Below are 23,846 nucleotides of genomic sequence, written 5' to 3'. Positions count from 1 at the left end.
TATGCCTCACGATTGTTTGATCAAAGGGGGCCTTGTACTCAACCGCGTTCATCTCAGAGCTGTTTTCCCCCAACACGTGCTCGCAGATCCGCGGCATTACTCCTCAACCCGCACGAAATCTCCGGGAACCCAAGATTTGTCGAACCATTCCTGGCCCGGCCCATAAAGCCGAATGATCGATGACCAAGATTTCTCCGGCATGGTTTGAACCCAGTTGCCTTCCTTGCCTTCAGGAGGTTCCGGACCGAACCAGATGGTCCATGAGCCGTCCGCGTTCGGTTCGATCCCAGGCACGGTGCTATCTATTCCGGCGAGCTTTTGATCCGTCTCCAGCATCGAGCGGTGCTGGTTGTCGTAGACTGTGAACGACCAGAAATCGCCGGCGGGGACAGGTGCCTCCAGATCGATGCGATAGGTCTTGCCTCCGTCGAGATAGTTGCCCTCCGAGTCCTTCGCGGTGAGGCCATAAACCGACCCAGAGCCAACCCGGGGTCTCACCATGGCCGGTGTGACGCCGGTTGCCACGTAGTGGAAGAACGTCCGATCGCTTAGAATGCGCGCACCGTCTTCCAGGAACTCGTGGCTGAGACGAGCATACGGCGTTGTCCACTGGCGCCCTTCGAAAAGGTAAACACCGGGATCACGTGGACTGAAGGACTGCGCCCGGGCCGTGGCGTTGCCGACCTTTCCCGCCTCCATCAATATATTTCGCATCCGCTCGTCGGGCTCAAACGGCTGCCCGTGCCGGATGCCGATGCTATTGAAAATACCGGCAATTTCCGGCGGGAAAGCATCAGGAGGCTCATACTGCACCGTTGCATTCAACTCTTCATAGAAAGAGAAGTCATTTCCGTGGATAGAGTTCCACTGCTTGCCCGTTAGCTGTACGAATTGCTGTTCTGGCGGGTTTTCTATCTCGGCGAAGGGAAAGATCCGAAGATGGTCCTTGACCCGCTTCACGGTCCCCTCCAGGCCGTCATTGAGAACGAAAGCCCGCATCAACATCCAATTCTTGTAGGTCGGTGAATGAACGACATGGAAACCGGTTTGCGGCAACGCGCCCTCGTATCCAGGTGGAACGAACAGATACCGACCGCCCCGGCCCTGATCGGGACCGGTGAAGCCCACATCGGTCACCCAGCGGAAATAGGCGTCGTCAATCGGCCCAAGCGTGATGGGCGGGACGTCCATGACAACCGGGCCTGACTTGGTGTCGATACAGGTCAGGACATACATCGTCGTGGAGTTTGCCGTCAGCATGAGGCTCCGCGCGTCAAGCAAACCCTCGGTTATTCCTGCCACAAAGGGTGGCACGCCGGCTGCCTTGAGACCTTCGCAGAAGGCATGGATCGAGGTGGCCGGGATGCCGTGCAAAAACGCATCGACCCCGCGCATGAAGTCGAGATTGTCCCAGAGCTTGTTGATGGTCTCTTCCGAGGGCAAGCCGTCGAAAAAGTTGAGCGTCCCAAGGCGTTCCGTTTCGACTACATCAGGCGTCAGAAGCTTTTCGGGCACGTTGGCAGCATAGGTTGGCCCATCGGCCGCGACAAATTGCGGGACCACCACCAGTGTTGCTGCCAGCAGGGCGGTACGGAACATCAGCATTTCGACAATTTCCCCATTGTGTTGTGATCTGCGGCTCTGCGGCTCTGCGGCTCTGCGGCGCTTAATTGACGGGGGTGAGATCGGGCAGGACGTACTCCCCAGCGCTGACGCTTTCGCCGGGGCGATAGACACGCATCAGAAACGACCAGCCTTCGGACGTGTCGAGCCGATTGGGCACGTTGCCGCACACCGTTTCGGACCCAAAGAAGGCGGTGAATGTGCCGTCCTGGTTCATTTGCGTATTGGCGCTGTTCAGTACGGCATGGTCGTCGCTGAAGATGTAGCCTTCATCGTCGTACATGGTGATAGACCAGAAGGCATCGTTTTCGGGCGGTGTGTATGTTGCGGTATAGCACTGCTCGACACCCGCTGGCCCTTCGGGACCGGTGTCGTTGATGTAGACCGTCTCGGAGTTCGGAAACAGGCCCCAGGAGGTGGCAACGGCAATCCGGTGATGCTCAGGTGTGACCTTGCCCGAGGCCCGCGTGTCCTGAAATGTGGGCGGAAACTGGGTATAGTCGTCCAACTGCGCCTCATAACCCGCGCGCATCGCCATCATCTGCGCCCAGTCCCAATTGGCGGTCTTGGGCTCCATGCTGCCAGACGCCACCTTGAACTGAGCCAGTAGATTGCGGGCAATCTCCACGTCGTTTTCTTCGTTCGCGTTGAGCACCTGTACACGTGGCAACGCCACAATGTAGCGCGTATCCTGCGGCCCGAATTCGTAGATGCCTGGCTCGGACAGGATATCGATGGCGAAATGGTCGTTGTCGATCATGTAAACCGACATGTAGCGGCCATCAGAGACCTCCGGCACCGTAATCGTGAAACCTTCGGAGGTGTCGATTGGAATTCCAGCATATAGCGTGTCCCGGTTCATGCGCGGGACGGCCTGGTTATCGACCGGGGTCGGCGCGTCGTAAACCAGCCCCTTGTTCATTCCACCAGCCTCGATGAAGCGCAGAATGCGCGCGTCCACTTCGGCGCGAATGAAAGTTTCTTCGGTCACCGGCATGATCTGAGCGCTGTCAGTTTCGCTGGCAACAGCAAGAGTGACCGATCCACCAATCAGCACTGCGGTCCAAGGCATAATGCTCACAAACTCACGCATTTCTTCCTCTTCCATATGGTCTCTACTGGTTCTAGCGAGCCACATGAAAGCCGTCTGCGTAATTTGCGACAGTTCCTTCGCGCCTCAGATGCCTCCCAAGTAGTTTGTTCGGCTTCGCCTTTCAGACCGGCGAGCGCCGAGGAACTGTGCTACGGCTTTGCCGGACAACCCACCGGGATGCTGCCGACAAGGTATCCGAAGGGTATTCCCCGAATCTGTAGCGGTACCGAGAGGCAAAGCGACCAAGATCATAGAAGCCAAGTGATGTCGCGATTTGAGCGACAGTTCTATCCTGCGGTCCGGCCTCCAACAAGCGCTGCCGCGCCGCGTGCATCCTCCATTTCTGCAACAGTTGAACGACGGTGCAATTGAATTTCTCACGCACTCCACGTTCGAGTGTTCTCTTGTTGACACCTATCGCTTCGCACAGGCCTGCAACAGACGCGCACTCGATGTCGGGGGTGCGAAGGTACTCAAGGGCCGCCACTACAGCCGCATTCTGACCGACCTTCTTCCCATGAATTGAATCAAGTCCGTCTGGGAGGACTGCATCGATCAGTGCGTCCTCGATGAACTCCCGTATCACGTCCGAGGTTCCTTTTGTGGGAGTTGCTCGGTCTGTGTATGCCGGCTGAAATAGCGCTTCGAGCTTTTGAGAAATTGCACGCACCTTCTGAGGCGATGGTGAAAATGCCGAATGCCGGCCACGCGAAGCGAGCTTCTCCATGACAAGCTCAAGCGTGGGCTCAAAAGCCTGTGCAATTTCTATCTCAATTGTCAGTACCGTTTGTCCTCCGCGGTATCTCACTTCTAGAGGATCACCGGCCAGCGAATAGAGTTGGTGGTCGATAACCGGTTCACCAAAGGCAACTGACTGACCATCGCCTCCAAAAGGTATGGCTAGGACAAGGTGGTCAGGCGGCGGCATCCCTATCAACCGGACGTCATCTCCATAGCTTTCTCGCAGCACCGACAGTCCTGGGAAGCTGATGAAGTCCAACCCAAACTTGCTCTTTCCTTGATCACGGCTGTCAATCAAGAGGTCCCAAGGCTGAACAGCAATCTCGAATTCGCTCGGGTCATCCGTCGAAAAACTGCCGCGCTGAAATGTTTGGGCGATTTGGAAGTTCATGCACTTGTTTCCTCCACTCGAAATGTACTGCAACGAACGTCAGTGCAGGAAAATGTATCCCAGGTTGCCGGATAGCCAAAGAGAGTATGTGCGCAGCGACGGGAACGCCCGCTTCGGGCTCGAAGCTGTAATTCGCTGCGGGTTGGATGAATGGCTGCTTTTAATGCTTTGATTAATGCAAGTGCATCGAGACGAGTGAACTCGAGTTCACCGAATTGCGCTGTTTTCGATGCATTCAAAAGTACCCCTTTTGCTGGCCGATGAACTCATGCATTGACCAATGCTAAACTATTGATCTTGCTTAAACCTCCCTTCAATTCGCAGCATTCCGAACCCCGGTTCGACAACTGAAAGAAACGCCTTTGCTATTGTCGGCGTTTGTTGCCCATGGTTGATTACCTGATGAACTAGGTTCATTCGGCTTGAGTGTTTTTTGAGATCGCGGCATCACAGTTTCTCAGTGAATTTGCGTTCACACAGAGCAGGCTGGTGACCTGTTGTGCGTCCTTGCCGACTTAAGAATGAGCTATTCCGGAACTGGGATAGTAGTGGCATTCCGTAGAAGTATCTTTGGCGTCCTCCAGCTCGTCTGCCTCGATAGCCATGGCCTTCTTCAATGTGTGAAGTCGATAATAAAGGTCAGATCGAAACACTTCTATGTCCGAGCACATAGAAAATGCCTGTAGCCATGAATGAATATAGCTCTCAAGCCGAAGATATTCTTGAAGACCCTCAAGGCGCAGATTGTTGTCTGAAGTTTTGAAAGCCTCGATTAGCATGGCTTCTGTCATCTGCAGTCCGAACTCGACACGCCCTCCGAGCCTTTCCTGGTTCGTCTCAGTCGGGAAGACATCGACACCGTCGTTCGTCTTTACGATGTGGCAGCCAAGCATCCTGAATGGTTGCGTGACTGGATAGACAATGTTGCACTCAGATTTTTCCGGATGCGTTAAGAATGCCCCGCCCGGTAGCTTGGCGATGCCAAGACGCAAGGCTTCGAGTGCGATTGCGAGGTTGTGTGCATCTTTAGGTACATGACTGGCGTTCTTGTCTTCCATGGCGCGCCTCAACGTCCGTGGGCTGCATTTCATAGTGGGACCATCGTTTTGCAACTTGATGCCTTGCAGACCGAATGACGCAAAATCCAAGGTGTCTTCTTGGTTTTTAAATTTGCAATGGAGGTAGTCCTGCCGGTTCCAGGCGCGAATGCACTTGGTGGGCATCTCTTGATACTTGTTCTTGTCCTTAATCCACGCCTTAACTGCGATTACCGCCCGCCGCCGAACTTCGTGTTCAAATCGGCGTCTGATGACGATCAATGGCCGTTTTCCCGCCCCTTTCCAACTCGGCTTCTTTCCCAGATGGTAGTCCGCTGTGAGTTTCAGGAGGTGATCTACGAGCCAATCCGGCATGGCAAGCTGATAGTCAGCGCAGAGGATGATCGCCTGATACAAGGCAGTCGGATCGCCACGTACGGCAGCCTTCCTGAACTCTGATAGTAGCCTTGCCGATGCTTCATTCGGAGCAGTAGCCAGTGTTCGGGCGGACGTTTCAGAAATCTTCATAAATGCTTCCGTTCTCGCCTGTCACATAGCGAGCCCATTCGTTCATGATCAGGCGACGTTGTTCTAGATAATCTGTCCTGCGATACGCTCGCTCGACTTGGCTTCCTGTGACATGGCCAAGGCAGGTCTCGGCTATCTCGCGTGGGACATTGGTTTGTTCGGCCATCCAGTCGCGAAAGCTGGACCGAAATCCATGTGGTCTGTAGGGCAAATCAACTTTCCGCATGTGTTGGCCCATGGTCATGTCGGAAATCACGCCTTTGCTAAGGCCAGGAAAAAGATGCCCGTCACGGTCGAAAGGTCTGGTCAATTCAACTACGCGAACGGCTTCATCGGATAGCGGTACGCGGAAGTCCGACGTTTGTCCTAGCCTTCCCTTCATTTGTTCTGCCGGAATGGTCCAAGTATCGTCTTCGATTTGATCGTACCGCATGAACCGAATTGGGCCGGAGCGCGCACCTGTCAGGATCAGCATACGTAGCGCTAGGTTGGTCGTCGTGGGCACCTCCAGCGTTCGGTAGAATTCTGGAACCTCGATCCACGGCATGGCGGCAATGTGCTGAGGCGTGTGCCTGGACTTGCCGAGCAACGCTTTCGCTTTCTCGGTCGCCTGCAAATCCACGTCCAGCCCGAGGGCCGCAGCGTGCTTGAGGACGATGCTGAGGCGATTGATGGCTTTTCGGGCCGTCTCCCCCTTAGAATGCCAGATGGGCTTCAGAGCATCGCGTATGTCGATCTGATCAATATCTGAGACGGGAACTTTGCCCAGCTTCGGCAAGACGTGAAGTTTGAGCGGTGAAAACCACCGTCCGGCCTTGCCGTCGCCTTTCAGTTCGGCCTTGCGGCTTTCGAACGCATCAAGCGCGACATCGGCCAGACAATGCAGATTGCGTTCGGCGTCGCGGCGCTGCCTCTCGCGTTCTTTGATGGGGTCTTTGCCCTGACGAGCAAGTCCACGCCAATGATCAGCTTGCTGTCTGGCCTCCTTTAGCGAAACTTCAGAGCTGGAACCTAAGCCCATCTCACGCCGTCGGCCATGCACCGTGATCCTGAGGAACCACTGTCCGGCAGCTGCCCCGCTGCATCAGCAATTTCATGAGGTGAGTTGGACATCGGCTCGATAAAGCACGACGTTACATGCTCTCCGTCGCTTTCGAGACCCAGCGCCACCTGCTGGAGTTAGTAAGAGAATTTAGCCCCACCTTCTCCATCCCGCACTTTCTCGGCGACTGCCGTAATTATATCGCCGTCTCAGGTGATTGAGATTTCCGCATCGACGGCGCCTTTGAGAGAAGAATGACCGCGTGCTCCGCGCGACGTGTCCTTGCCAGTATGATGAACGAGCAGGACTAGCCCATCGATTGCGTTCTCGATCGCGCTTGCGCGGCAATGGGTCAAAAACGCGCCCGTCGTAGGATGCTGAGGCATCGCGGGCCCAGCAGGGCGGTTTTTAGGCTGAGGTTTCATCCCAGCCGTAGGCGCGGCGGACTGCATGGTGAAACTTACTTGCCGAAAAGCGGCGCAGGATTTGCGCGGGTGCTTCTTGAGCAATCTTTTGCCTCAGATCGGTGTCAAGCAGAACGCAAATTACCTCGCGCGCAAGGTCTTCAGCCGCCCGATTAGTTAGGCGCGCCGTAGTGGAGTTTGCGACAGCTTCACTGACTCCGCCAACATTAGTGGCAACGACAGGCAAGCCGGCCAGTTGCGCTTCGATAACGGCGTTTGGCAGGCTTTCAGTCCGTGACGTTGCAAGAAAAAGATCCATCCTGGCTAGATAATTACTAATTCCTTTTGTAATGAAGCCTGGCAGTTCAAACTTTTCCTCTAGACTAGCGGCGGCAATTGCGTGTTCCATTTCTTGGCGCATGGGACCGTCTCCTACGATCAGAAAGCGCACTTCCGGGATCGACTCAGCGACGCGCCGCGCAACGTCTACCCACAAGAGAGGGTCCTTCACGGCCGCGATACGAAAGACACTTCCGACTACTAAAGGCGGAGCGCTTTTCACTTTTCGGAGCGCATTAGTTTTTTGACCCAACTCCTCCGGTTCGATGGCATTGTAGATCACCCCAACACCGCCTGGGGGAAGGTCACACGCTCGACGCCAGTCCTCAGCTGCTGCACGACTATTTGCAACTAGGGCAACATTTGGCGCCGCAGCTCCTAAAGCAACTACAGTTTCGACCAGTTTCTCACGCAGCCGTTCCCGCTCGCGATCTGTAGATTGCTGCCCACGGGTCATTGAACCAAAATGCACTACTATGCGCGGTGTACCTGCGATCATTCCCGCGAGAAGCACTTCGGCGTGAAGGCCGCCACGGACATGAACAACTTCGGGTCGGGTTCTTTGTATTGCTGTAACGAGCTGCGGAAGCAAGACCAGCCCGAGTGGGCGTGAAAGTGTCTTAACCTGCTCCTGCAAGTTGTTTGCATGCCCGTTTCCAAAAGAACTTGTTGCAAAATATGACAACTCTTGAATCGAGAGTTTCTCGTTGCTCGTGTCCAATACAAAACCGACGCGATTGTCAGTCTGCTTGAGAACGAGTGCGACGCCCTCCACTTCAGGGTCAGCACACAACCCTTCTAAAAGATTGCGCGTCTGTTTTTCGGCACCGCCGATCGATAGCGAATGGGAGTAGACCATCACAGTCCTCGGTCGCGCTTCGTATGTCGGACCGTCGGACGCAACGAGTTGATCTAGCCAATGCTGCACGAAAATGGGGGTGACGTCCTCACCGGGACGTAATTCTAATTTCGAATGTTTGGCTGCATTTGAAATTTGCACAGCATCCAGCGCAAAAGGTTCCGCCGTCAAATTCTGATCGGATCGGGAAAGAAACTCCATAGCATCAAAAATGGTTCGTTTCCCTAAGTAGCAAAGCAAAGCGACTTGGGCCAAGCTAGGCGGAGGTTGAGCTGGGATTAAGTCCAGCGCCGCGGTGTAATCCCCTGTGGCCCACAGCCGAGGGGCCGCAGCATCAATAGGAATCCGGCCTTTACGTGAAGCGCTTTCTAGCCACTTCGCGTAGCGTGCGACCACATTGGATTTGTCCAAATGGTGCAAAGCGTCAGCGCGTTGCCTTAAATCCCGCAGGTTGGGTTTGGATGCTTTGCACAGTTCGCGTAACAGATCGCGAGCACGCTGAAAGTCCCTCTTGGACAGCGCCGTCTTCAATTCAGCCCTTTGAATCTTCTCCCGACAATCCTCTGCAAGGGCTTTCATTTGCCGGGTTCGTTGGACTGTTGGTACCTGTTCGATTTCCGCTATCGCCGCTGTAAAATTTTGGCATGCCCAAAACCTCAATGCGACTTGGTATAAGTGTTCTTTTTCTTCGGGCCGGGCTCGCTTAAGCAAATTTTGGTATCGAGAAACTAATTCGGGTGAGCAAGAGTCTCGCAGAAAGTCAATTCGCCACCTGAAATCAGACCGCTTTGCAAGCGATTGCTTCCAAAGCTTTCGAAAGAGTTGGCGGGCAAGAACTGCACTTCCTTCCTCGATTGCGGATCGTAATTGGTTGCGTATGGCCGCAACCTCATCTTTTGTGGTTTTTGGCGCGGCTTTCGCTTGCGCCGGCTCTTTTTCTTTTTTTACAAAAGTACTTTTGAGGAAACCTGGGATCATGTTTTGCCTATTGTAAACCTCCATTCAGTCGGTGGAGCCTGAAACTACTGTCCACGCGATTCCTGGACCCCCCTTTTATGCCAAAGCAAATTGAGTGGCCGCAAGTCGCAATCAATCGTAGTAGAGGCTATCAGCGCGCGAACCCAACTCTATCCAAAAGTGTGGTATTGGCGCGCTCCGAGCTGACGTTGAATTATTTGTAAGAATCCTGGATACGTGTCAAACAGGAGGCGGGATTTCTTTGCGCTGCATTTATTTGCGAAACCAAAACGCAAGAATGCAATGCCACCATTATTTGTGTGTTGCGAGTTTTTGGCGCGATTGATTTAAGTCACCGTATCAAACTTCGGGCATTCTTTGCGTTCCTACCAAAAAACCGCTAATCAGCACCCTGATGTTGGCCAGCGTCGATAGCAGGAATATTCGAATGAAAAAAAAGTCTTACGTGAGCGATGATATTTTGCTTAGCGGCAAAGACAAAAAGAGCCTCAAACAGGTTGTTCATAAACAGTCTCGCGAAATTCGATCACTGAAAAAAAAATACAAAAAACTCAAGTCGCTCACGTTGTTACTTTCATTTCCAATTCTTGTACTTTTGTCACCCATATTGCTTCCATTGGTCGTGCTTCGGAATATTAGTAAACGACGAAAGCAGCTCGAACCAAATGAAATTAGCAAACTCGAGGCGGACGATGGTTCAAAGAAATCAAGGTTCGTTCTTGCTAACGCGGGCGAACTTGCGGAAGCTGGTGATTTTACGCGCGCCGTCGATTTGGTGCATAAACAATTGCCGGCCGAGCTTAGTTATACTGCTAATATTATCCGCGCTAATGCTGCGATCGCAGCAGGAGATGTCGGGAAGTGGGAAAGATGCGTAAACGCGTATCTTTTTAACTTTGGGATTGCCCCGATCCGGCTAGGCGAAGGTGCGAGTATTTTAGATCGACTTTGCGCTGCCGGCGACCTTGAAGAGGTGAAAGGCCCTCTAGTTTCTATTCTCATGCCCGTCTGGAATGCCGAAAACACAGTGCGAATGGCTGCACAATCCATCTTGAACCAAACGTGGAGCAATTTGGAACTGATCATCGTCGACGACTTTTCCTCGGACGGGACTTGGACCGTTTTGCAGAATCTTGCGGCCGGCGACGGTCGAGTCAAACTGTTGCGCAATAAAATCAACGTCGGGCCATACGTATCAAAGAATATAGCAATGACCCAAGCGCGAGGAGAGTGGATCACCGGGCATGATGGGGACGACTGGGCGCATCCCGAAAGGATCGCGCGGCAGGTAGAGTTTTGCGAAAGCAATCTGCTAAACTGCTGTATGTCAGGCATGCTCCGAATAAGCTCTAGCGGCTCATTTGTGCGACTTAACCCGATTGGTGGTTTTGTTTATGACGGTGCGTGCCGAAGCGGGCTGATTTCTTTAATGGTGAAATCCAGTTATTTTAGAGATGTGCTGGGTAGTTGGGACAAAGTACGAACCAGCGGAGATTCCGAGTTGTTAAGGCGGATCGAAAGTATTGACGGTATGCGTGTTCAGCAACTGAGGTCTGTTACGATGTTTTGTTTGGACAATCCAAGTGGTCTCACGAATGATCCGGAACTTGGGTACAACGAACGTTCCGGTGTTTCCCCAGTACGCACGCAGTATAAACTGGCTTATCAAGAATGGCACGAAAATTTCGACAAATTGGATGCTAGGCTCGACGCTCTAGAAGTACACAGACCGTTCGCAGCACCCAAGGAGATAATGACGGACCCGAATAGTCTCGTTGACTTATTGCGCAGTTATAGAATGGACGGAGTGTCGTTAACGAAAGACATCATCGCCGACGTGGTTTTGATTACTGACACTTCATTTATTGGTGGAACAGCTGCGACATCGCTTGATGAAATTTTATGGTTTGAAAGTCAGGGTCTTAATATCGCAATCGTGCATTGCCCATCCGAAAGAAATTTAGGGAAAGTATCCTCGGATCGATATAGGTCTTTAGACAGTCAGATTTACAATTGGAGTGAGGTTGGAAATCTGCGTTGCCAGATTCTAATTTGTCGTCATCCCGCTGTGGTCACATCGCGCTATTTCAGCACTTTGTTGCCGAAAGTGAAATCAGATAGCACGTTTGTTGTTGTCAACAATTCGGTTCAAAGACCCAATGGTGAACCAGTTTACAGGCTTTCTCGATTAGTGGATGTATGCCAATTGATCGAATCTAATTCCGTTTCGATCTGCCCAATTGGTCCGCTTGTTCGGCGTGAGATCGAAACACACTTAGCTGCAAGCGGTAGTAAAATGGAACTTTCTTCAGTAGATTGGACACCTGTGTTCGATGTTTCCAAATTTCAGACATCCCCCAAACCAAAATTTGAGCGCCCCTTTAAAATTGGCCGTCACGGCCGCGACGGTGGGGAGAAATGGATTGAAGATCAAGCTAAGCTACGACGTGTTTATCCAGAAAGTGACGATTTCACAATCTCCATTTTGGGTGGCGCTACCAAAGCGGAAGAGATACTTGGTACACTCCCTCGGAACTGGAATGTGCGAAAATTTGGAGCAATCGACGTAAAATCCTATCTCGCCGAACTTGATGCTTTTGTCTATTTCCCACACAGCGACTTAATTGAAGCTTTTGGGCGGACATGTGTCGAGGCAATGCTAATGGGGGTGCCGGTAATACTGCCGCACAGGTTCTCCGCGACATTCGGTAATCTGCCACTTTACAGTAAACCTAACAACGTTGAATCCTTGATTACAAGATTGGCGAGTCATGACGATTCCCGGGTCGAGTATTTGTCGGAAGTACAATGCTTGGCCGCACAACTATTTGGTAATCATCAGATCGCGGAAAGGTTGGCTACAGCCAATCTGTCAACTGCAGCAACGGTTTTGCCACAACAGTCTTTGACGCTGTCCCCAACCGGCATGCAATTTCGCGAACTCATGATGGAAAACTGCGAAACTACCTCGAATCCGTAAGTTTGTAACAATGCCGCACTAATTTTGGGTAAGACACTTGGAGCAAGTGGTGCGCCGAAAACTGCATCCAGTATGGCAAATTGCTGACCTTGCAGGCTTGTTCTATTGGAAAAACTTTGTTCGAGTTGAATGTCTTTACACACGTAGTTCTTTGGAAATGAAAAGATTGGATAATAATTAACGAATTTCATTTGGTTACGGGAAACATTATATTTTGAACGATGAGGGTAGGCAATTTTTGTTTGCCTACCAGACTAAGTATTTTTTCTCTAAGACGTTGAGAAACCGGATACAACTTCTCCGAACTTGGTAAAGAACTTACCTGAAAGTTTCTTTGCAGTCCCTGCAATCAGACGGCTGCCCAGTTGGGCGATCTTTCCGCCGATATCAACCTTTGCAGTGTAAGTCAGAACCGTCTCGCCGCCGTCCTCGGTCAGGGTTACGTCCGCGCCACCCTTGGCAAATCCGGCCGCACCACCCTTGCCCTCGCCTGACAGGCTGAAGCCGTTCGGTGCGTTCGTAGTGTCCAAGGTCACCTCGCCGGCGAAACGCGCCTTTACCGGACCGATTTTAAGAACCACTTTAGCCTCGAGCTGATCGGGCGCAGCCTGTGTCAGTTCCTCGCAGCCGGGAATACATTCTCGCAGAATATCCGGGTCGTTCAAGGCCGCATATACCACATCCCGCGTCGCGGATATGCGGATTTCGTCAGTCAGCTCCATTTAGGTTTCCTTTCTCAACAACATTTTAGGTAGACACAAAGCGCCTATTCTGCCGCTTCTATCACCGTCATTTCGGGTTGCTTGAATTGGAGATTTCACTACGGTTTAAGCCATCTTTTCATCATGTGATGCTTCCTCCGATTTGTCGATATTTCGCCAAAAAATGATCTCAGCCAAAATCGACAACGCGATTTCGTGTGGATCGACCGCGCGAATATCAAGCCCCGCAGGTGCCTTCAATTGTTCGACTCGGGCGGGGTTCATCCCTTGTGAAATCAACCTGTCACACAAGACCTGCGCCTTGCGGTGGCTGGCCACCATTGAAACTCTTCTGGCAGGTGATTGCAGTGCAGACTTTAACGCTACGGCATCACCCTTGCCCTGCGAGGCGACAACAACAAAGTCACGAGGCAGGATGCCCAGCGCAGGCAGGTCGTCTGGGTCAAATTCAGAATAGGCTTCACCAACAGTCCCTTTGGGTAGGCAAACCCGAAGTCCGGCCAGTGTCCCATGAGCCCGAAGCGCCGAAGCAATTGGCGTATCCCCGAAAATCACCAACTTAGGGGCATGCTGATACGGCTCAATCAGCAAGTCGACAGTTCCGCCCGACGGGCATCCGCTTTTGAAGGTCTGCACGCCGTCTAGGTCCGCCATGGAAACCACCTTGTCAGAAGGTTTAACGCGGATCATTTGTGGATCGCCGCCGGATAACGCCTTGACAGCAGAGGCGCGAACAGCACGTTGCACGCAAGCACCGCCCAAATGCCCCAGTATTTCGCCGGTCCCAGTTATTGCAGCCTTGGCCCCGGCCTTAGCCGACGTCACGTCCGCGGTTCGCAATACTGTGGCAACGCAGAAGCTTTCGCCTTTTGAGCGTAACGTGTCGATTGTGTCGAAAATGTCGAAACCGGGCATTACGTCTCCTTTCACAACTTTTGGAACTCTGGTTCTAAGGCCGCCAAAGCGTCCAGAGTATTAGCAGGCAGATGCGCATCCAGTTGAGGCAAAGCTGCTTGGATCGCAGCAGCTGCAGGCTCATAGTTTTCCCACCCTTTCAGCGGATTTAACCAAACAATACGCCGCGCCTTTCGCCGGATGCGAGCCAATACTGAGCCCAGCGCCCGCGGATCGGAACTGCAATATCCGTCCGAAAGGATCAAAACGACCGTCCGTCCATTAAGCGCCCTTGCGCCATATCCGCTAAGAAAACTCTCTAAGCTACCAGAGATATCCGTACCGCCACCAAACCCTTCGGCCATCAGCGACAGTCTTCCTGCTGCTCGCAAGGTGTCGTGGTCGCGAAGCGCATCTGTGACGCGCATCAGACGGGTGTGAAACAAATAAGCGTCCGCTTCTGTCCCGCTGCCAACAAGTCCTTTGAGGAATGCCAGAAAAACCCGAGAGTAAACTGTCATGGATCCGCTGACATCGCATAAAGCGACTATTCGCATAGGGCGAGGTGGGCGCGCACGGCGGTAAAGGTCGATTGGCTCACCGCCACGTGCAAGACTCGCTCGTTGAATGCGCCGCATATCCAGCGCCGGTCCCCGCAGGGCGCGTTTGCGACGCCGTGACCGACGGTCACGGATCGCGCGTGCAATCAACATCGCAGCTGTTTCGGCCTTTCTTAGAGCCTCATCATCCATCAGCTCGCGAAGATCTCTTCGCGCAAGGTTGGTGGTTCGGGTAGCGATCAGCTTACCATCTATATCCTCGGCTTCGCCTTCACCGGGATCAACAGTCGCAGAGCTATCCGGCCCATCGGCGTCTTGTTTATCCGCCCGGCTTTCTGTCTGCCAGATCATCGGTTTTGCAGACTGCACCCGAACATGCACGGCATTTGCCGTTCCCGTCCTTTGCTTTCCGGCGTTGAACCAATAAGCGTCGAACAGTTCATCAAAGCGGTTCCAGTCTTCTGAATTTCCTGCAAGCAAAACGCATAATGCGCGCCGAGCTTGATCTGCATCCGCAGCATTGACTGCAGACAAGGCAGCCAATGCATCTCCGGTTTCTTTTGGCCCGACGCGCAAACCGTTCATTCTTAAATGCCCGATAAAACCGGACATCCTGTCCACCAGACCTTCAGCTCGGGAAGGGAAGCGCGTAACCGGCATCAAGCGACCTTTCCAATGAACTGGTCCATAATTTCGGGCGGAGAAGCATCAAAGTCAGCGGCCGTTTTAAGCAGGCAAACAAGCGTTGCCTGAACCTCTGAGCGGGACTTGGCAAGGTCATTTACCCCCAGTCCAGACAAGGCGGCTGCCCAATCAAGCATCTCGGCAACACCTGGCGTCTTCTCAAGATCCTCTTTGCGCAGGGATTGCACAACTCCAACAATTTGTCGTGCAAGCAAGCCTTCGATATTTGGCATTTGAGCCTTGAGAATTGCCATTTCGGTCTCATGGGACGGGTAGTCGATGAAACTGTACAGACAGCGGCGTCGCAATGCGTCCGATAGGTCACGTGTTCCGTTTGCGGTCAGTATCACGATGGGTTTTGAACGGGCTCGGATTGTACCAAGCTCAGGTATGGTAATCTGGAAATCTGACAGTATTTCCAGTAAGTAAGCTTCGAACTCCTCATCGGCGCGATCAATCTCATCAATCAGAAGAACTGGGGGCACCTCCTCGCTGATAGCTTCCAGAAGGGGACGTTTTAAAAGGAAGTCATCTGTGAAAAGATGGGCTTCGCTTGTTCCGCCTTGCGACTCGCTGGCTCGGATTGCAAGCAACTGCCGTTGGTAATTCCACTCATAAATTGCGTGGCTGGCGTCGAGACCTTCGTAACACTGCAGCCGGATCAACCTCGTATCAAGTTTAGCGGCGAGCGCTTTGGCGACTTCGGTTTTACCAACACCGGCTGGACCTTCCAGCAGCAAGGGGCGGCCGAGTTTTTGCGCCAGATGAAGCGCCATCGTCAAGCGGTCGCCCGCAACGTAACCCACTTTCGCGAGCCCTTGCTGTATGTCTTGCAAGCTCATGCCTGTCTCCTGAACAGCCGCTGCACTGGATTCTAGTGCAGCGGCTTGAGTTTGTTAGCCGTGCATCCCTAGACCATTGGCAATTTTCCAGATGCGCCAATGATCGTGCGGCATATGGCTCTGAACAAGGCCAAATGGGCGGAATGCATCATGCACAGCATTCGAAAATGCTGGCACTCCGCCGACATTCGGGCTCTCGCCTACGCCCTTGGCGCCAATTGGATGGTGCGGAGACGGTGTTACCGTATGATCGGTCGTGTAGTTGGGTGTTTCCCACGCTGTCGGCAGGAAGAAGTCCATAAGCGTACCGGTCTTTACGTTGCCCATTTCATCATAAGCAATCTCTTGCCCCATTGCGATGGCCAACGCCTCGGTCACGCCACCGTGGACTTGCCCCTCGATGATCATCGGGTTGATCCGGGTTCCGCAATCGTCAAGCGCATAGAACTGCCTAACTTCCCACTCACCGGTATCTACGTCGATTTCCATAGCACAGATATAGGCACCAAATGGATATGTCATATTCGGCGGGTCATAATAACTGACCGCCTCAAGACCAGGTTCCAATCCCGGAATGGCTTGATTGTAGGCGGCAAAGGCGATTTCCTTCATCGTCTTGAAACGCTCAGGCGCGCCTTTGACTGCAAAGCGATCAACATCCCACTCGACATCGTCGTCGTGAACTTCCAGCAGATAGGCGGCGATCATCTGCGCCTTGGCCCGGATTTTGCGAGCGGCCATTGCCGTTGCCGCTCCCGCTACCGGGGTCGACCGGGAACCGTACGTCCCAAGCCCGTAGGGTGCCGTATCAGTGTCGCCTTCTTCTAGCGTGATGTCATCGGCTGGAAGGCCGATCTCACTGGCAATAATCTGGGCAAAAGTCGTGGCATGACCCTGACCCTGACTAATCGTCCCAAGCCGTGCGATGGCGGATCCAGTTGGGTGGATGCGAATTTCGCAGGAATCGAACATACCCAGACCTAGGATGTCGCAATTCTTCACCGGACCTGCGCCAACGATTTCTGTGAAGTGCGTTAGCCCAATCCCAAGCAGTTTGCGGGTCTTGCCAGCTTTGAAATCCTCAATCCGCTGTGCCTGTTCAGTCCGTAGGCCGTTGTAGTCGACGGCCTCCAGCGCCTTGTCCCAAGCGGTATGGTAATCGCCCGAGTCGTATTCCCAGCCCAGCGCAGATTGATACGGAAACTGATCGGCCTTAATGAAATTGATCCGGCGCAACTCGGCCGCATCCATGTTCAGCTTGATGGCCAAAACCTCGATCATGCGCTCGATGAAGTATGCGGCCTCGGTCACGCGGAAAGAGCAACGATACGCTACGCCACCGGGTGCCTTGTTAGTATAAACACCATCTACCGCCAGATATGCCGTCGGAATATCATAGGATCCGGTACAGATGTTCATGAACCCAGCGGGAAATTTGGTTGGATCAGCACAGGCGTCAAATCCTCCATGGTCCGCCGTCGTATGGCACCAGAGGCCTGTGATCTTACCCTCTTTCGTGGCAGCGATCTTGCCCTGCATCCAGTAATCGCGTGCGAATGCGGTGGACATCAGGTTTTCCATCCGGTCCTCGACCCATTTAACGGGTTTTCCCGTGACAATAGATGCGACTACTGAACAAACGTAACCCGCATAGGCACCAACCTTGTTGCCAAAACCGCCACCGATATCAGGGCTAATAACGCGGATGTTGTGTTCGGCAAGGCCAGATATCAGTGAAACGACCGTCCTGATCGCATGCGGAGCCTGGAACGTACCGTAAAGCGTCAATTTGCCGGTCACTTTGTCCATCGACGCTACACAGCCACAGGTTTCCAGTGGGCAAGGATGTGTTCTGTGGTAATACACCATCTCTTCGGCCACCACGTCGGCTTCTGCCAGAACGGACTCGGTCGCGTCCTTGTCGCCTTGTTCCCAGGTGAAGATATGATTGTGGTGCTTTCTGGGCCCGTGGGCTCCTTCGGTTTGACCCTCAAGGTCTTCGCGCAGGACAACGTCGGACTTCAACGCTTCGAATGGATCGGTCAGAACTGGCAGTTCTTCGTACTCAACCTCAACCAGTTCTGCAGCGTCTGCAGCAATATAGCGGTCCTCGGCGACGACATAGGCGACTTCTTGACCTTGGAACAGAACCTTTCCATCGGCCAGTACCATCTGTTTGTCACCTGCCAAAGTCGGCATCCAATGGAGACCCAGCGGCGACAGGTCCTCGGCGGTCAGCACTGCAATTACGCCTGGCAGAGCAAGCGCTGCATCCTTGTTTACGCTGACGACACGGGCATGTGCGTAAGGAGAGCGCACAAAGTCGCCAAACAGCATTCCGTCCAACTTGATGTCATCGACATAATTGCCTTTGCCTTGAGTGAATCGCACGTCCTCCACGCGTTTGCGCGAACTGCCCATTCCTTTGAGATTGGCGGCGCGTTCTTCGGGTGTCATTGTCTGGTCGTTCATTCCGCGGCCTCCTTCTGAGCATTAAGCATGTCGGCGGAAGCCGAGATGGCCTTTACGATGTTCTGGTAACCGGTGCAGCGGCAGAGGTTACCAGCCATCCCAAAACGGATTTCCTCTTCTGTAGGGTTCGGGTTTTCCTGCAGCAGGCGATGCGCACGGGTGATCATGCCCGGTGTGCAGAATCCGCATTGCAGCCCGTGATGTTCACGGAACATCTCTTGAAGGACGCCTAAGCTGCCGTCGTCGTTGGTCAGCCCTTCGACGGTCGTGACGTCAGCTCCGTTTACCTGAGCAACAAAGGTTGTGCAGGATTTCACCGACTTCCCGTCAATATCGACGGTGCAAGCACCACAATGGCTGGTTTCGCAGCCAATGTGCGGACCAGTAATTTTTAGATCTTCTCGTAGGAAATGAATCAAAAGTGTACGCGGCTCGGCCAGACCTTCGAACTGCTTGCCGTTTACTGTAAGTTTGACGTGCATTTTCGACATTGGTTTTACTCCCCTCAGCCCGCGCGGGTTTGCGCCCGGCCAATGGCGCGGCGCAACATCACGGCAGCTACGTGTTTTTTGAACTCCACAGGTCCGCGGTTGTCGGCGACAGGGTCAATTGCATCGAGCATCGCGCCGACGCTACCGTCGACGTCACCCCCGGCAAGTGCGTTGCTGGCTTCTGCAGACCAGATCGGAGTGTCGGACAAATTGGTCATGGCGATCGATGCTTTGCCATTACCGACCAAGACCGCCGCCGCAGCTGTGGCATAATCTCCAATCTTGCGCTTTTGCTTTTCGTAGGCTTGGCCGACACCGGCGCCCGGTATAGGAACCGAAATACGCGTCAGAATTTCCTCGTCCTCGCGCGTGGTAAAATATGCAGCTTCGTAAAAGTCACGCGCTGCTACGTTACGTGTTCCGTCGGGGCCCTTGAGTTCAAACGTTGCATCCAAACACTGCATCAATCCCGGCATGTCGTTGCCCGGATCACCGTTGGCCACGTTTCCACCAACCGTTCCCATGTAGCGCACCTGAGGGTCCGCGATCTGGAGCGCGGCATCGCGTATCAATGGAATGGCGGATGCCAGACCTCCATGAGTTATCAACTCATGCTGGGTTACCATCGCGCCAAGCGTAACTGACTCGGCACCCACTTCTATCCCTTTGAGTTCGTCGATCGCCTGAAGATCAACGAGATGGCCCATTTCTGCCATTCGCAGTTTCATCATCGGAATAAGGCTGTGCCCGCCAGCTATGACGCGAGCTTCGTCTCCGTGTTCCTGTAGAATGCCAATAGCCGAGGCAATGTCGCCTGGCCGGTGGTACTCAAAACCGGCTGGTATCATGTTTTCCTCCCTGGGTACGGCAAAACGCCTTAAACTCCCTAGAGTAAGGAAAAAGGTTAATGGGTTATATGTTCCAGCACACGAGAACAGGGGACGCCTTCTGTTTCACGAAATGCGAATGGGCTGCACGAGTTGCGATCACAATCCCAACGCGCTGCGAATATCCGCTAGGCGTGAGCGACTCACTGGAACCTTTGTCAACGCCTCGACACCGTCAAAATAACAGGTTCCGTTGTCCTTGTGACGCTCGAAACACGACACATGTTTTGGATTAACCAAATAGCTGCGATGCGCCCGCAGAAAGCCGTCCGATAAAAGGCGTGTTTCAGCCTCAGTAATTGACCACGGACAAAATAATTTTTCAGAATCCATGTAAAGGATGGTGTAGTGGCCTTCGGCGCGAATTGCGGCGATACGGGAGGGTTCAGCAAAGAAAGTCTGACTTTCCCGCTCGAACGGGACGCCCGCGCGCAAAACCGATAATTCTGGCTCATGCGCAGGCTCGGAGTCTCCGGCGGGTTCAGCCTCCTGGCTTGGGCCAATGAAGGTAATGCCGGTTAACAAAAATGCCGAGCAAATTAAGAATACTGAAACCGTGACTCCCATCGCCAGGACCTGATTATTTAACTCTGGTCCGGCGCCGCTGGGATCGTCACTGACGACAAAATCAGTCAATCCAGTTGCAACAAAATGCATGGTGAAAACCGCGACCCCGAAACAAAAGGTCCCCAGCAAAATATTGCGCTGTGTGCGATTATCATAAGCAACCCATATCGCCAGCACAGACAGGACGACCGACGCGAGCGTCGAGATTGCAACATCCCAAATACTGTAGACCGGACGACACAGTTGCATTCCGGCCATGCCGACGTAATGCATCACGACGATCCCCATGCCGACAATGACACCTGCGCCAACGATTGTTTGCATCGTGCGCCGCCGAAAATGAAGCAGCAAAAGTGCGAGGCCAACCATCAGAATGGCAACTAACGCCGAAATCAGTGTTACAAGCGCGTCGTAGTAAAACAAGATTGGTAATTGCAGACCTAGCATCGCAACGAAATGCATGGACCAGATACCGCCGCCCAGGATGACCGCAGCCAGCGCGACGACAAACTTGCGTCTTTGGCTGTCCAGCCTGTTCGCGCCATGCGTCAAATACAGCCCAGTGAACCCGGCCATCAATGCAACGCCAAGCGACGCCACCACCAAAATGGCGTTATGTGAGTAGTCCAACATACGGGCTTACACCCCCCTTAGAGAGGGACGTTAACAAACAGATTTGAATGCGACAATTGGGCACCGCCATTGTGTGGCGGACTTACGGCTTCGCGAGCGATCCCGAACCTGGTTGTCACTATGACGGAACTGCTGCGATCGCGGCGCGTTTCAGAAAGCCGAAAAGAGCTTCTCCGCTTTCACTTCACTCAAAAATTAAAGAAAATACAGAACGAGAATGTCTTGTTTTGCAGTTTGTTTTTCGTAGCCGAAGCAGTTAACCGCAGCGATCTAGTAGTTACAGAATAAGATCTGAATATGCGTCGCCTCGTTCCTGCGGACCCGTTTGCTATTCTCGTTCGATTGGCGCCCCAACCGTTTCAAAAAGTCTCGGTCAGGTAGATTCACCAAAGCAATGAGTGAAGCGAAAGAAACTCGCCGGCCACGCAGCGTTATGCAATCTGGTTCGTCAAAACATTAGCTCAGGTCAGGACTGCTTCTCGGCCTCAACCGGCTCAGCATTCGCTTCGATCACCTCATCGATCTCGGGTTCGTCGACCTCGCGCGCTTCCTCAGGCTCCGGTTCAGGCTGGTCCTCAATCGCCCCAACGATTAGGGGCAACATGTGAACACCTGTCGCCGTGGCAATTTCTGGCGTTTGCGGAGTTTGCCAGCTGAGCGTGTCAAAGCTGTTGCAGTTTTGACAAACAGGTCCCCACTCTGGCTGAATGTCATGGCAGTTGTTACAAACCCACTGCGGACCACGAGGAGCGTTCAGCGCCTTTGCAAGCCAACCCTGCACGACCGCATCCGACGCACCCTCTCCCCGTTCGATTGCAGCCATCAGGGTGTAGCCCCGGGCGTCTGCTTGATTTTCAACCAGGTCGCCCAACACGCGCCGGGCTTCCGGGAAGTCCTCGGCAACAATATTCAACTCGGCCAAAATTAAACGAGTCTCGGGATCCTGAGGATGGACCCGGGTAAGGGCTGTGAACCGCTTGATGCGTTGCTCCGGGGTTTCATCTGGTTCAATCTCCGCAAATGCATGGGCAAGGTCAGGATGGGGCTGAACCTCCCACGCTTTTTTTAAGATCTTCGATGCAGAACGCGGTTTGCCCTTTTCGATATAAGCCCGCGCAGCCATTGCAGCGGCGGGAACTAAGTCTGGTGAAAGCCGATTGGCCTCAATTGCGTGTTCCTGCTGTTCTACCGATGCAGAGTCGTCCAGAATATCCTTAGCTTCGGAAAGAGCCAGAATCGCATCGCGCCGTTTAAAGACATCCCGAGGCAAATACCCGGCCTTTAGCTTGGAAGTCAGCGTCGAGCGGGCACCTGCCCAGTCTTGCGCCTTGGTCTGCAGGTTCAACAGGACGTCTTGTGTCTCTTCATGGCGGGGTTTCAAAGCAAGTGCCTTTTCCGCCAGTTTTCGGGCGGTTTCGTCGTCGCCTTCAGCCAGTTTCTGTTTCATAATACCCCGCACGCCGACAAAACGGGTCGCATTGTTTTGAACCAGCTTCTTGTACGTCTCTGAGGCTTTCTTGGTATCTCCGTTCATTTCGGCAGCTTGCGCAACCAGCAAATTGGTCAATTCAGGCTTGTTCAGTAGGCGTTCCGCTTTTTGCGCTTTTGTTATAGCTGCCCGACCCTCGCCCGAGGCAAGCGCCATCATTCCATCAGACAAAGCTTGATAACCACGCTGTTCCCGACTGCGGTCGAAGTATCGCGACAAGGCAGTTTCATCTCCGTTAAGGAATTTCAGGGTCGCAATCAGCAAGTTAAGCAATTTGAAGAACAGCCAGACCGCAAAAACAAGCAGGCACAGCGCGATGACTGATTGCAGGGGCCCTAGCGTGTACTCCGTACCTGCCACGGTGACTTGCACGCCTCCGCTGGATTCCATCAGAAACCCAGCACCCATGGCCAGCAAGCCGATAATCGCAACAAAAACAAGGATCTTTAACAGTGACCAAAGCATGGCAGGTCCTTCAGTTCGAGTTTACGCTTGAAGCAAGCGTATTTGCGGCGTCCACTGCGGCAACTCTGGCCTGAGCGGCCTCTTCCCAACCCGCCATCGCGCTTCGAGCCGATTCAGGCAGGGATTCAAGTTCGCTTAAGGCGGCAGAAACATCTCCATTTGAGAGTGCCGCCTGCGCGCGCGAAAGAATTGCATCCGGGTCGTCCCCATCCTGTGGCGTTACCGACCGTGCACCCGTCTGACGCTGCAAAAATGCGACCAAACCAGTGCCCTTTTCCGCATGGCGCGCATCCGCCAGCGCCTTTCGGGCCGCCGGAGGGAATGACGCGTTTAACGTTGAGGTAGTTGCCACACCTTTTTCAGCAGTCGCAATCAGTGCATCCGGTACCGTCAACCCCCCCGACTGAAGTTCGGTAACTAAATCCGTATAAGGTTGTCCGGTATCCAGTTTTCCTTTTAGCCGAGTCAACGTCGCCGTGTTGGTGGCTGCACGTGCTTCAGCGGCAGCTTTTGCTTCTAGGGCCTGGGCGTCCAAAACCATCTTTTCGACTTCCGCCCTTTGCGCTGCAAGCGATTGCTGCAGCTTTTTGAGCTCTGCCTCATAAGCGGCAACTGCTTCGGCCGAGGCACCTTGGGTGATTGGTCGTTTCTCCATTTCGGCCAAACGGTCTGCCAAAGGATCTAACTTGCTATTCAGTTCGTCGATATTGGATTTTGCGCTGTCTAGATCGGCTTCAATTGGTGGCAATTTAGCGGTCAGAGCCGTCAACTGATCCTTTAGAGCGGACAATTCCGAACCGTCGGTCAGTGAACCAGAAAGCTTTTCTATTTGAGCGGATTGGTCCTGCAATTTCGATTCAAGCGTCGCAATCGCGTCTGTCGAATCTGAACCACCTGGCAAAAAATCTCCGCGCCCAGCGACGAAACCTATCGCCGCCGCGATCACGCCACCAATCAGCGCAGGAACAAACCCGCCTCGTCTTTCAACGGGGCGCTCAATGGTCTTTTCCTCAACGGCTTCGGCTTCGGCTTCGGCTTCGGCTTCGGCTTCGGCTTCGGCTTCGGCTTCGGCTTCGGCTTCGGCTTCGGCTTCGGCTTCGGCTTCGGCTTCGGCTTCGGCTTCGG

The 23,846-nt window shown here is 53.4% G+C and carries 17 protein-coding genes and 1 pseudogene; 1 reads left to right on the top strand and 17 read right to left on the bottom strand.

Annotation, left to right across the window (positions count from 1 at the left end):
• Positions 1-96 precede the first annotated feature (96 nt).
• From AC2FNE_RS15175 to AC2FNE_RS15145, 7 genes and pseudogenes are all read right to left on the bottom strand, one after another.
• Positions 97-1,605: a DUF1254 domain-containing protein gene (locus AC2FNE_RS15175; RefSeq protein WP_496805714.1), complete on the bottom strand. Its 1,509-nt coding sequence runs from the start codon at positions 1,603-1,605 to the stop codon at positions 97-99.
• Positions 1,606-1,666: 61 nt separating this feature from the next.
• Positions 1,667-2,731, bottom strand: a complete 1,065-nt coding sequence (locus AC2FNE_RS15170) for a DUF1214 domain-containing protein (protein ID WP_496805713.1) — start codon at positions 2,729-2,731, stop codon at positions 1,667-1,669.
• A gap of 106 nt (positions 2,732-2,837) precedes the next feature.
• On the bottom strand, positions 2,838-3,848 hold the full coding sequence (locus AC2FNE_RS15165) for an AraC family transcriptional regulator (protein WP_496805712.1): 1,011 nt from the start codon (positions 3,846-3,848) through the stop codon (positions 2,838-2,840).
• A gap of 515 nt (positions 3,849-4,363) precedes the next feature.
• Complete coding sequence (locus AC2FNE_RS15160) at positions 4,364-5,413, bottom strand: hypothetical protein (RefSeq protein ID WP_496805711.1); 1,050 nt, start codon at positions 5,411-5,413, stop codon at positions 4,364-4,366.
• Positions 5,400-6,290, bottom strand: a complete 891-nt coding sequence (locus AC2FNE_RS15155; RefSeq protein ID WP_496805733.1) for a tyrosine-type recombinase/integrase — start codon at positions 6,288-6,290, stop codon at positions 5,400-5,402. The genes AC2FNE_RS15160 and AC2FNE_RS15155 overlap by 14 nt, the downstream gene beginning before the upstream one ends.
• Before the next feature lie 42 nt (positions 6,291-6,332).
• Positions 6,333-6,464 (bottom strand): annotated as a pseudogene (locus AC2FNE_RS15150) (Arm DNA-binding domain-containing protein); the annotation flags it as partial.
• A 399-nt stretch (positions 6,465-6,863) separates the two neighbouring features.
• The gene (locus AC2FNE_RS15145; RefSeq protein WP_496805710.1) at positions 6,864-8,636 is read right to left on the bottom strand and encodes a glycosyltransferase; all 1,773 of its coding nucleotides are present in this window, start codon (positions 8,634-8,636) and stop codon (positions 6,864-6,866) included.
• A 793-nt stretch (positions 8,637-9,429) separates the two neighbouring features.
• Here AC2FNE_RS15145 and AC2FNE_RS15140 point away from each other — a divergent pair.
• Positions 9,430-12,015: a glycosyltransferase gene (locus AC2FNE_RS15140; RefSeq protein WP_496805709.1), complete on the top strand. Its 2,586-nt coding sequence runs from the start codon at positions 9,430-9,432 to the stop codon at positions 12,013-12,015.
• A gap of 269 nt (positions 12,016-12,284) precedes the next feature.
• Here AC2FNE_RS15140 and AC2FNE_RS15135 read toward each other — a convergent pair whose 3' ends face one another.
• From AC2FNE_RS15135 to AC2FNE_RS15090, 10 genes are all read right to left on the bottom strand, one after another.
• Positions 12,285-12,737: an SRPBCC family protein gene (locus tag AC2FNE_RS15135; protein WP_496805708.1), complete on the bottom strand. Its 453-nt coding sequence runs from the start codon at positions 12,735-12,737 to the stop codon at positions 12,285-12,287.
• 105 nt (positions 12,738-12,842) lie between these two features.
• On the bottom strand, positions 12,843-13,652 hold the full coding sequence (locus AC2FNE_RS15130; protein WP_496805707.1) for an XdhC family protein: 810 nt from the start codon (positions 13,650-13,652) through the stop codon (positions 12,843-12,845).
• Between the two features lie 11 nt (positions 13,653-13,663).
• The gene (locus AC2FNE_RS15125; protein WP_496805706.1) at positions 13,664-14,851 is read right to left on the bottom strand and encodes a vWA domain-containing protein; all 1,188 of its coding nucleotides are present in this window, start codon (positions 14,849-14,851) and stop codon (positions 13,664-13,666) included.
• Entirely contained in the window at positions 14,851-15,717 is an 867-nt protein-coding gene (locus AC2FNE_RS15120) for an AAA family ATPase (protein ID WP_496805705.1), read from the bottom strand. Before AC2FNE_RS15120 ends, AC2FNE_RS15125 begins: the two co-directional genes overlap by 1 nt.
• A 54-nt stretch (positions 15,718-15,771) precedes the next feature.
• Complete coding sequence (locus AC2FNE_RS15115; protein ID WP_496805704.1) at positions 15,772-18,189, bottom strand: aerobic carbon-monoxide dehydrogenase large subunit; 2,418 nt, start codon at positions 18,187-18,189, stop codon at positions 15,772-15,774.
• Positions 18,186-18,680: a (2Fe-2S)-binding protein gene (locus AC2FNE_RS15110; protein ID WP_496805703.1), complete on the bottom strand. Its 495-nt coding sequence runs from the start codon at positions 18,678-18,680 to the stop codon at positions 18,186-18,188. Before AC2FNE_RS15110 ends, AC2FNE_RS15115 begins: the two co-directional genes overlap by 4 nt.
• A gap of 14 nt (positions 18,681-18,694) precedes the next feature.
• Positions 18,695-19,528 (bottom strand): FAD binding domain-containing protein, encoded by an 834-nt coding sequence (locus AC2FNE_RS15105; protein WP_496805702.1) that lies wholly within the window; start codon positions 19,526-19,528, stop codon positions 18,695-18,697.
• Positions 19,529-19,666: 138 nt separating this feature from the next.
• A complete protein-coding gene (locus tag AC2FNE_RS15100) occupies positions 19,667-20,767 on the bottom strand; it encodes an MHYT domain-containing protein (RefSeq protein ID WP_496805701.1) in 1,101 nt (366 codons plus the stop codon).
• Between the two features lie 466 nt (positions 20,768-21,233).
• Entirely contained in the window at positions 21,234-22,721 is a 1,488-nt protein-coding gene (locus AC2FNE_RS15095) for a heme biosynthesis protein HemY (RefSeq protein ID WP_496805700.1), read from the bottom strand.
• A 10-nt stretch (positions 22,722-22,731) separates the two neighbouring features.
• Positions 22,732-23,846: hypothetical protein (locus AC2FNE_RS15090; protein WP_496805699.1), on the bottom strand; the 1,115-nt coding region annotated here is incomplete at its 5' end.

The organism is Ruegeria sp. YKSD179 (assembly GCF_059612885.1).
Note: the sequence above shows the minus strand (reverse complement) of the source record. Positions and strands in the feature narration are given on the sequence as shown.

What these genes read in the sequence shown, in the direction of transcription:
- AC2FNE_RS15100 (WP_496805701.1), bottom strand. Translation starts at nt 20,767, where the DNA reads ATGTTGGACTACTCACATAACGCCATTTTGGTGGTGGCGTCGCTTGGC.
- AC2FNE_RS15125 (WP_496805706.1), bottom strand. Translation starts at nt 14,851, where the DNA reads ATGCCGGTTACGCGCTTCCCTTCCCGAGCTGAAGGTCTGGTGGACAGG.
- AC2FNE_RS15175 (WP_496805714.1), bottom strand. Translation starts at nt 1,605, where the DNA reads ATGCTGATGTTCCGTACCGCCCTGCTGGCAGCAACACTGGTGGTGGTC.
- AC2FNE_RS15135 (WP_496805708.1), bottom strand. Translation starts at nt 12,737, where the DNA reads ATGGAGCTGACTGACGAAATCCGCATATCCGCGACGCGGGATGTGGTA.
- AC2FNE_RS15165 (WP_496805712.1), bottom strand. Translation starts at nt 3,848, where the DNA reads ATGAACTTCCAAATCGCCCAAACATTTCAGCGCGGCAGTTTTTCGACG.
- AC2FNE_RS15105 (WP_496805702.1), bottom strand. Translation starts at nt 19,528, where the DNA reads ATGATACCAGCCGGTTTTGAGTACCACCGGCCAGGCGACATTGCCTCG.
- AC2FNE_RS15140 (WP_496805709.1), top strand. Translation starts at nt 9,430, where the DNA reads ATGTTGGCCAGCGTCGATAGCAGGAATATTCGAATGAAAAAAAAGTCT.
- AC2FNE_RS15115 (WP_496805704.1), bottom strand. Translation starts at nt 18,189, where the DNA reads ATGAACGACCAGACAATGACACCCGAAGAACGCGCCGCCAATCTCAAA.
- AC2FNE_RS15170 (WP_496805713.1), bottom strand. Translation starts at nt 2,731, where the DNA reads ATGGAAGAGGAAGAAATGCGTGAGTTTGTGAGCATTATGCCTTGGACC.
- AC2FNE_RS15145 (WP_496805710.1), bottom strand. Translation starts at nt 8,636, where the DNA reads ATGAAAGCCCTTGCAGAGGATTGTCGGGAGAAGATTCAAAGGGCTGAA.
- AC2FNE_RS15110 (WP_496805703.1), bottom strand. Translation starts at nt 18,680, where the DNA reads ATGTCGAAAATGCACGTCAAACTTACAGTAAACGGCAAGCAGTTCGAA.
- AC2FNE_RS15095 (WP_496805700.1), bottom strand. Translation starts at nt 22,721, where the DNA reads ATGCTTTGGTCACTGTTAAAGATCCTTGTTTTTGTTGCGATTATCGGC.
- AC2FNE_RS15160 (WP_496805711.1), bottom strand. Translation starts at nt 5,413, where the DNA reads ATGAAGATTTCTGAAACGTCCGCCCGAACACTGGCTACTGCTCCGAAT.
- AC2FNE_RS15130 (WP_496805707.1), bottom strand. Translation starts at nt 13,652, where the DNA reads ATGCCCGGTTTCGACATTTTCGACACAATCGACACGTTACGCTCAAAA.
- AC2FNE_RS15120 (WP_496805705.1), bottom strand. Translation starts at nt 15,717, where the DNA reads ATGAGCTTGCAAGACATACAGCAAGGGCTCGCGAAAGTGGGTTACGTT.